The sequence below is a fragment of the Streptomyces sp. NPDC002896 genome (assembly GCF_040295225.1).
GTDB lineage: Bacteria > Actinomycetota > Actinomycetes > Streptomycetales > Streptomycetaceae > Streptomyces.
In genome coordinates this window covers 66,340-74,948 of record NZ_JBEOVA010000034.1, presented here as the reverse complement: position 1 = coordinate 74,948, position 8,609 = coordinate 66,340, and the positions used below count along the sequence as shown (strand labels likewise).

Sequence of the window (8,609 nt, the reverse complement as noted above, 5' to 3'; positions counted from 1 at the left end):
CGCTTCCGCGCCGCTCGGGGGGGGCGTTGTCTCTGCCCCGCGGTGCCGCGGGGCGTGTCTTTTCGCATCTCGATGGGGGGGGGGGGGGGGGGCCCCCCCCCCCCCCCCCACCCCACCAAAGGCACAAGCTGACGTCGTCAGGCGACGATCAGATAGATCCCGTAACCCACGGCCGCCGCGCAGAGCGCGAAGCACGCGTACGCGCCGCTGACCGCGAGGGCCGCGGAGCCGCCCTGCTCCGTCGCCCGCTCCCGCTTGGAGAGGCCGACGATGCCGAGCGTGAACAGGCCCACGAGGGCCACGGTGACCACGAGGCTGACTCCGAAGACGGAGCCGAGAGCTGCCCAGTCGATCTTCATGCTGCTCTTTCCTTACACCGATGCGGTCTTGGCGGGCTCGGGCGAGGCGCCGGGCTGTGCCGGGATGGTGGCCTTCAGGTCGCCCTCGATCGCGGCGGTGAGGGTGCCCACGGTCTCCACGTCGGCGCCGCCGGCGTGGCCGGTGCTGTCGTCGCCGGCGGCGGGGCCGCTGTCGTCGTCACTGACGTCGTTGACGTTGTCGTGGGTGACCGGCTGGCGGCGCGACAGCGCCCAGATCACACCGGCCCCGATGACCAGCAGCGCACCGGTGAGGATGACGCCCCACGTGCCCTGCTTCGTGAGGAACTCGGCGGCCGCGCCGACGAGACCGGCGGCCGGCAGCGTCAGTACCCAGGCGACGAACATCCGGGTCGCGGTCGACCAGCGGACCACGCCGCCCTTGCGGCCTATGCCCGCGCCCATCACGGCACCCGAGCAGGACTGGGTGGTGGAGAGGGAGAAGCCCAGGTGGGAGGAGGCCAGGATGACGGTCGCGGCGCTGGTCTGCGAGGCGAAGCCCTGCGGCGGCGCCAGGTCGGTCAGGCCCCTGCCCATGGTGCGGATGATGCGCCAGCCGCCCAGGTAGGTGCCCATCGCGATGGCGAGACCGGCGGAGCCGATGACCCACACCGGCGGGTTGGAGCCGGGAGCGAGGACGCCGCCCGTGACCAGGGCGAGCGTGATGATGCCCATGGTCTTCTGCGCGTCGTTGGTGCCGTGGGCGAGCGACACGAGGCCGGCCGAGGCGATCTGTCCCGCGCGGTAGCCCGGCGCCGTCGCCTTGTCGTCGGCGCGGCTGCCTATCCGGTACGTCAGGCGGGTGGCCAGCATCGCGGCGACACCGGCGACGACCGGCGCGGCGACGGCCGGGATCAGCACCTTGGTGACGACGGTGCTGCCGTTGACCGACGACCAGCCCGCGGACATCACGGCGGCGCCGATCAGGCCGCCGAAGAGGGCGTGGGACGAGCTGGAGGGAAGGCCCAGAAGCCAGGTCAGCAGATTCCAGAGGATGGCGCCGACGAGGGCCGCGAAGATCACCTCGGTTTTGATGCCTTCTTCGTTGATGATGCCGCCGGAGATCGTCTTGGCGACCTCCACGGAGAGGAAGGCTCCGACGAGGTTCAGCACGGCGGACATGGCCACCGCCGTCTTTGGTCGAAGAGCGCCTGTCGAGATGGTCGTGGCCATCGCGTTGGCTGTGTCGTGGAAACCGTTCGTGAAATCGAACACGAGAGCGGTAACGATCACGATCCCGAGGAGAAGCGTGATGTGTTCCATTTACCCGGGCTTCTGTTTGACGTCAGTGGCTCGTGGACCGTAGGCAACCTGAGTGAACGGAAGATGAACTGGGTGGGGCCGCAGGGTGGCCCGAACTGGCGTGCCGCCACTCCGGTTGCGTCCGAAGTGGCGGCACAGTTGATCATGACGGTCGGCGGAGGCCCGGAATTGCAGCGGAACCGCGCATTCCGCCGGGCTCGGTCTGCCCCGGACTACCCCCGGGCGAACTTCCTCAGCGTCGTCATCGAGCCGTTGAAGAGATTCTGGTCACCTGGCAGGCTGCCGCTGTTGTCGTGCTGCCAGAAGGTCCAGTATTGCCACCCTGCGGGCAGGGATCCGGCCGACGAGCTGTAGCGCGCGAGCCATAGGGCGTGGTTCGAGGCGAAGGCGGCGCTGTTGCCGGTGCACTTCTTCCACCAGTTCGTGTTCGTGTAGATCACTGGCCGGCGGCCGGTCAGCCGTTTCACCTCGTCGCTGAAGGACCTGATCCAGGCGACCATCTTGGTCCTGCTCATGCCGTAGCACTTCTTCGAGCTGTACGGGTTGTACTCGATGTCGAGGGCGGGCGGCAGCGTCCAGCCGTCCGCCTTCCACGTCCCACCGTTGCGCACGAAGTACTGCGCCTGTGTCCTGCCGGACGACTTGTTAGGCAGCGCGAAGTGGTAAGCGCCGCGGACTATGCCCGCGTTGCGGGCCCCGTTCCACTGCTGGCTGTAGTACGGGTTGCGGTAGGTGTGCGACTCGGTCGCCTTCACGTAGACGAACCGCGAGCCCTTGCTCCGCGCCTTCTGCCAGTCGACGTTCTTCTGGTGCGAGGAGACGTCGTGTCCCTTCGGCTTGCCCGCCGCGGAAACCGGAATCTCGGCGAGTGCGGTGGCCCCCAGCGCAAGCGTCGCCGCGGACACGGCGGCGATGCGGGCACGGTGACGGGACAGTTTGTGATCACGAGCCATATTTCCCCCCGGATGGCGACGTGCATGACAAATCCACCAGAGGGTATCGGAGGCCCCTTCGCGGACCGTCGATCTCCGGCCAATCCGCTTCCGTGTGGGCGTGTGTGTGCATATGCGGCCTAACGGCAGCGGAAGATCGGCGTCACATTCGGCGGCTCCGCCGTAACAGTGCGTGCCCGGAAGGGGTGGCCGGTGTGGCCGCTGGTGCGGCGGCTGGCAGGGTGGGTGGCGTGGCGGCCGGGCAGCGCGGCAGGCAGGACGGTCGGCGGGGCGGATTCGGAACGGCGGATGGCAATGGGTGACATGGGCCGGACGGCAAGGGGTGGCATGGGCGGTGTTGCCCGGGCGGGCGGCCAGGAGCCGAAGGGCGAGCAGGCGGATGCGCTGCAGAGTGCCTGGGACGAACTCGTTGCGACGGCCCGGCGCACCGTGACGGAAGGGCTGGTCGTCGGTACCTCGGGCAACGTGTCGGTGCGCGTCGGCGGCACCGTGCTGGTCACTCCCAGCGGAGTCCCGTACGACCGGCTGACCCCGCAGGACGCCGTCGCCGTCGACCTCGACGGCAACCAGGTACTCGGCGACCTCGCCCCGACCAGCGAGCTGCCCATGCACCTTGCGATCTACCGCAGCACCAGCGCCCGGGCCGTGGTCCACACCCACGCGGTGCACGCCACCGCCGTCTCGACCCTCGTACCGGAGCTGCCCCTGATCCACTACATGGCGGCGGCGCTGGGCGGCCCCGTGCGAGTCGCCCCCTATGCCCTGTACGGCACGGACGAGTTGGCCGAGAAAATGCTCCACGCCCTGGCGGACCGCACGGGCTGTCTACTCCAGAACCACGGCACCATCACATATGGCGCCACCCTCGACCAGGCCTACGACCGGACGGCGCAGCTCGAGTGGATGTGCCGAGTCTGGCTGACGGCGAGCGCCCTGCCGGGCCGCGCCCCCACCCTTCTGTCCGGCGGGCAACTGCGGGAAGCGGAGGAGAAGCTGCGGGGGTACGGACAGCCGCGGGGTTGAGCGGCGACCGGCCCCCAAGGGCCCGTATCGCCCGCAATCCGGGCCCTCATCGCCGTGTGGCGGGCGATGACCGAGGTGCAGCCGGGGGTACGGCGGGGCATGGCCGCAAGGCCGTCGTCACTCCAGCCCTCCGTTCGGCTGGCCACCAGAGGCCCCCGCACCGACACTGGAGCCGTGCGCACCGCCAAAGCGACGGCAGCGGCCGTCACCACTGTGATCGGCGCCGGCGCGGCCATGGTCGCCGCCGGCCGGCTCGCCAGCGACGCCGCCCTGAAGGCGCCCGCCGGGCGGCCGCTGCCCACCGAGCCGCGGCTCACCGTCCACGGCACCGCCGCGGGACAGGTCACGCTGACCCGCGACCTCGCCTCACTGCGTCCGGGCATCTACGGCCTGACCGGCGAAGGCTGCCATGCGGTCGTCGGCGACGTACTGGAAACAGCGCCACACCCCGCCGACACCGTCGTACGGCGCCTCGAACGAGTCACCTACGGCGAGCTGAGGCCGGGCGCGCGCGTCTGGCTCACTCCGCAGGTGCACATCGGCAACCCGAAGACGGCCCTCGGGCTCGAGTACACCGACGTCGACATCCCCGGCGAACTCGGTCCCCTGCCCGCCTGGTTCGTGCCCGGTGCCCGCGACAGCTGGGTGATCAACGTGCACGGCCTCGGCACCACGCGCGAGCACCCCATGGTCCTCATGGAGTTCATGCACCGGCTGCGGTATCCGGTGCTCGACATCGCGTACCGGGGGGATCCGGGCGCTCCCCGGTCCCCGGACGGGCTCTGCCACCTCGGCGACACCGAGTGGCGCGACCTCGACGCCGCCATCCGCTACGCCGTGCGGTACGGCGCGCAGCGCGTCGTGCTACACGGCTGGTCCACCGGTGCCGCGATGGCCCTGCACGCCGCCACGCGCTCGGCGCTGCGCGACCGGATCGCCGGGCTCGTGCTCGACTCGCCCGTGCTCAGCTGGGAGGCCACGCTGCGCGCCCTCGCCGCCGCCCGTCGCACGCCGGGGCCGCTGCTGCCGCTCGCCGTCCGCGCGGCACAGGGCCGCGCCGGCCTGCACGGCGGCGCCATCGACGAGGCCCTCGACCCCGAGGCGCTGAAGGTGCCGACCCTCGTGCTGCACGGCCCCGACGATGCCGTCGCCCCCTGGGGACTGAGCCGCCGGCTGGCCGACCGCCGCCGCGACACGGTCACCCTGCACACCGTGTCGAACGCACCGCACAGCGCCATGTGGAACGCCGACCCCGCACGGTACGAAGAGACCCTGCGCCGCTTCCTCACTCCTCTGATGTAGCCGGCCTTGTCCGGCGCGGCGGATGCGGCTGTCCCAGCCGCCGTACATCGCGGCTGCGGGTGGTCGCCTGCCATGGTGGCTGGTGCGCCTCCGGCGGGCCGGTCGGTGGGTCGGGGCCGCGTCGGGATGTGCGTCCTCGGTCCGGCGCCGAGCCGTACGTCCATAAGGTCACCCGGAATGTGCGCCAGCCGCTGCGGGCGCACATCCCGGCGCGCCCCCTTCGGCACGCTTGAGGTTTCCGGCCGGTGGCGGGTCGCTTGGTGGCCGCCGTGGCCCCGTCGCCCGGCCGTCGCGTTCGTGGACCGACTGCGCATGCGGTCACCCGACGGAGCACCTCCGACCCCGTCGGCGTACCTTCCGCTTCACGGTGCTCAGGTGCGCTCAACCCGCTGTTGCGGCCTCCATCTCTACTCGCGTGGCATTCCGTTTGGGTTTTCGGACCGTCAACCGGAAGACTGCTCCCGTGACGTCCCGTATCCCGCGCGACTCCAGGCTCAGACTCGTCCGCCCACGAACGCTTGCCGCCGCCCCGCGAGCGGTGTCCGAGCGGCGCTCCCGCCGCCCCGCGCCCAGGCCTCCCGAGGGCACTCCGCCGCCCGCGGAACTGGCCCGTATGGCGCGCAGCGGACTGGCCGGCCCCGTCCGGGTCGCGCGCTGGGCCGACGCCGCCCTGCGCCCCGGCCGCGACGGCGCGACCGACGGCGGGGCCACCCTCTCCGACGCCACTGCCGAACGGGCCGCTGCCGACTTGGACCTGACGCCCGAGCAGGTCCGTGCCGACTGGGACACCGCACGGCTCGCCGGGCTCGTCGAGGTGCACGGAGACGTCGCACGCCCCGGCTGGCGGCTGCGCGCCTGGGACCGGGACGACTCCGCCGTGCTGCGCGGCTGGGTAGCCCTGTTCGACGCCTGGTCGCTGGCCCACCCCGCACCGGACGAGCTCGCGCCCGCCGCGGTCGCCGAGGTCGTCGAGGCGATGCCGCAGGTGCTGTCCCTGCTCCAGCTGTCCGCCGGACCCGTTCCCGTGTCGCAACTCCTCGACCTGCTCGAGCAGCGCGTCATGGAGCTGCGCACCGAGCGCTGCGAGATCCCCTACGGCCCGCATGCCGTGCTTGCGTCACCCGCGACCGTGACACCCTCGTCCACGGACGCCGGGACCGCGACCTCCGAGCCCGGCGCCGCCGCGTCCGGGGACCCGCACAAGGCGAGCCATGAGGACACCCCGCCGGCCCCGCTGCTCGACTGGGCCCTCGACGCGCTGGCCGTCGTCGGCGCACTGACCTGCTCCGACGGGCAGGCCACACTCACGCCCCTCGGCAGCTGGGCGGTCTGGGTCAAGCTCGAGCAGATCTGCGTGGCCGCGCAGAGCCCCGCCGGGAACATCGAGCAGCCCGCCGAGGACATGCTGCGCGGGTGCGCGCGGCTGCGCCCGAACGCGGCACGTGCCGAGTACCGCGCCTGGCTCGCCGCCCGCCCCGTGGGCAGTGCCGTGGCCGAACTCCTGGACGCCGCCCGCGGCGAGGACGCGCTGCTGCGCGGCCTCGCCTTCGAGGCCCTGCGTGTCGTCGGCGCCCCGGCAGAGGCGGACGTCAGAGCGGCGGGGGAGGAGCCGTCGCTGCGGCCCTACGCCCTGCTGTGGCTCGCGGAGCACGAGGGTGTGGACCCCGAGGACGTCCATGCGGTGCTCACCCGCGAGGAGTCGACGTGGCTGTGGGTGGACACCGCCGCGGCCGTCGCCGACCACGGAGAGGCCCAACTCCTCGTACGTCACCTGGAGTCGGCGATGCAGCCCACCGTGCCGACGCTCCTCGACGAGGTGCGCGCCGTCGGTCACCCGCGCACGGTCCAGGTGCTGGTGGCCCTTGCCGCGGCCCACCCCGACCCGGCGCTCGCCAAGGCCGTACGCCGCGCCGCCTTCCAGGTGCACAAGGGAGGCGCATAGCCGACCCGGAGCGCGGCGGACGGGAATCAGGCGGAGGGCGTTGTCTCCGGGGCGTACGTCCCGAAGCTCCATACGTTGCCCTCGGCGTCCCGGGCCATGTAGTCCCGCGAGCCGTAGTCCTGGTCCGTCGGAGGCATCAGGATCTCCACGCCGTGCTCCACGGCCCGCTGGTGGTGCGCGTCGACGTCGTCCACGACGACGTACACCCCGGCCGGTCCCGCGCCCTTCATCGACTGGTCGAAGATGCCGCCGCGGCCCTTGGAACCGAGCATCACCACGCCGTTGCCATAGGCCAGCTCGGCGTGGAACACCGAGCCGTCCTCGCCCTCGTACACAGCGACCTCCGTGAAGCCGAAGGCCTCGGTGAGGAGCCTGATGGCCGCCTTCGCGTCCGCGTACAACAGCGTCGGACAGATGCCCGGACGTCCGCCCTCACTGCCTGCCATGCCGATCACCCCTTCTCTCCCGGTGCCCGGCGCCGCTCGACGCCGGAATGTGACCCGCTCCACAGTCTTGCACCGGGCACTGACAACGCCCTGGAGGCGCCGAACGAGGGACGCCTGCCCGCCCGTGCGCCGTGTCGGCAGGGCTCCTGCGGCCCGGCCGCAGGAGCCGCGGCTACGCTCTCCGCCTGATTCGCGGGCATTCCAGGGCATACCTGTGGATATCGGATGGCGGTGCGGAAGGGGGTGTTGCGTGGCGGCTCTGCCGTTCGACGCGACCGAAGTGAGCGCCTACGTACGACATCGGGCGCGGCCCGCCCCGAAGTCATCCGCCCCCGAATCCCTGGCTGCCCAGGCTCTCGCTCCCCAGCACCCCCCACCCCGGCAGCCTGCGCCCCAGCCCCCTGCGCCGCAGCAGCCCGCTCCGCAGGCCCCGTTGCCCGGCGGTCGCTCCCGTCGGCGTTCCCGCCTCGTACTGCCCATGGTCCTCGGCCTCCTCGCGGTGCCCCTCATCACTGCGGCCCATCTCTCGCGCCCCGCGCCCTACGGAGACCACCTCGCCGTCCACGCGCGCGTGGCGGACCCGGGCGCCGCGGAACCTCGGCTGCGGACGACGGGCCGAGCCGTCGAGGCGTACGACCCAGGAACGGGACGCACCAGATGGGCCTATACGCGCGAGGGGCACAGGCCGCTCTCCGTGCTCCCTGTGCGCGGGCACGCCGTCACGCTGTGGAGCGACGGCCTGGTCACCGACACGGCCCGCCACGACGGGCGCGCCGTCCGCTGGCACCGTGCCGCCCCTGAGGCCGCCGACTGGCTGCGCACCGCACGCGCGCGTGAGGGAGCCGGTGTACTGCAGCGGCTCGCTCCCGGCGCCCGCATGCTCGCCGTCGTCACGCCCTACCGCATCACCGCGTACCGCCTCGCGGACGGGGATCTGCGGTGGGTGCTGCCCGCGCGCCGGGGCTGCGCCTTCGAACCCGCGCGCTCGGTGCGGCACGGCCGTGCGCTCCTCGTGGCGCAGCCGTGCCGCAGCCCCGCCGCATCCTGGACGGCGGAGGTCGTGGCGGTCGACGAGCTCGGCAGGATCGTGCCGCGGCGCGCACCCCTCGCCAACGAGCGGCCCGGCGGCGCCGGCGGCAGGAGCAGCGCCGCCGCAGGCCCGGAAGGCGAAGGCACAGTGCGCAACAACACAGCGCCCAGCGGCGGATAATCGCCGCGCGCAGAAAAACCGGTTGCACGGCCCCGTTAGAATCGCCGCATGGCCATTCTCCTCACGCATTAGACGGCGTGATCTGACTCAGCT

Annotated in this window: 8 protein-coding genes; 4 read left to right on the top strand and 4 right to left on the bottom strand. The window is 72.2% G+C overall.

The genetic code is table 11. The features are described from left to right. Positions 1 to 137 precede the first annotated feature (137 nt). From ABT009_RS39100 to ABT009_RS39090, 3 genes are all read right to left on the bottom strand, one after another. On the bottom strand, positions 138 to 359 hold the full coding sequence (locus ABT009_RS39100) for a hypothetical protein (protein WP_181862065.1): 222 nt from the start codon (positions 357 to 359) through the stop codon (positions 138 to 140). 12 nt (positions 360 to 371) lie between these two features. Beyond that, a complete protein-coding gene (locus tag ABT009_RS39095; RefSeq protein WP_351306044.1) occupies positions 372 to 1,640 on the bottom strand; it encodes an inorganic phosphate transporter in 1,269 nt (422 codons plus the stop codon). A 212-nt stretch (positions 1,641 to 1,852) separates the two neighbouring features. Beyond that, complete coding sequence (locus tag ABT009_RS39090; RefSeq protein WP_351306043.1) at positions 1,853 to 2,593, bottom strand: lysozyme; 741 nt, start codon at positions 2,591 to 2,593, stop codon at positions 1,853 to 1,855. A 327-nt stretch (positions 2,594 to 2,920) separates the two neighbouring features. Between ABT009_RS39090 and ABT009_RS39085 the strand changes: the two genes are divergently transcribed. The 3 genes from ABT009_RS39085 to ABT009_RS39075 all read left to right on the top strand — a co-directional run bounded on the left by ABT009_RS39085 (position 2,921) and on the right by ABT009_RS39075 (position 6,860). Then, positions 2,921 to 3,616, top strand: a complete 696-nt coding sequence (locus ABT009_RS39085) for a class II aldolase/adducin family protein (protein ID WP_351306041.1) — start codon at positions 2,921 to 2,923, stop codon at positions 3,614 to 3,616. A gap of 174 nt (positions 3,617 to 3,790) precedes the next feature. Then, positions 3,791 to 4,918 (top strand): alpha/beta hydrolase, encoded by a 1,128-nt coding sequence (locus ABT009_RS39080; protein ID WP_351306039.1) that lies wholly within the window; start codon positions 3,791 to 3,793, stop codon positions 4,916 to 4,918. Positions 4,919 to 5,381: 463 nt separating this feature from the next. Then, positions 5,382 to 6,860, top strand: coding sequence for a hypothetical protein (locus ABT009_RS39075; protein WP_351306037.1), 1,479 nt, complete (start codon positions 5,382 to 5,384; stop codon positions 6,858 to 6,860). 26 nt (positions 6,861 to 6,886) lie between these two features. Here ABT009_RS39075 and ABT009_RS39070 read toward each other — a convergent pair whose 3' ends face one another. Next, positions 6,887 to 7,306, bottom strand: coding sequence for a VOC family protein (locus ABT009_RS39070; RefSeq protein ID WP_351306035.1), 420 nt, complete (start codon positions 7,304 to 7,306; stop codon positions 6,887 to 6,889). A gap of 478 nt (positions 7,307 to 7,784) precedes the next feature. On the opposite strand from ABT009_RS39070, the gene ABT009_RS39065 reads away from it, so the two are divergent. Then, positions 7,785 to 8,516: a hypothetical protein gene (locus ABT009_RS39065; protein ID WP_351306033.1), complete on the top strand. Its 732-nt coding sequence runs from the start codon at positions 7,785 to 7,787 to the stop codon at positions 8,514 to 8,516. Positions 8,517 to 8,609 lie beyond the last annotated feature (93 nt).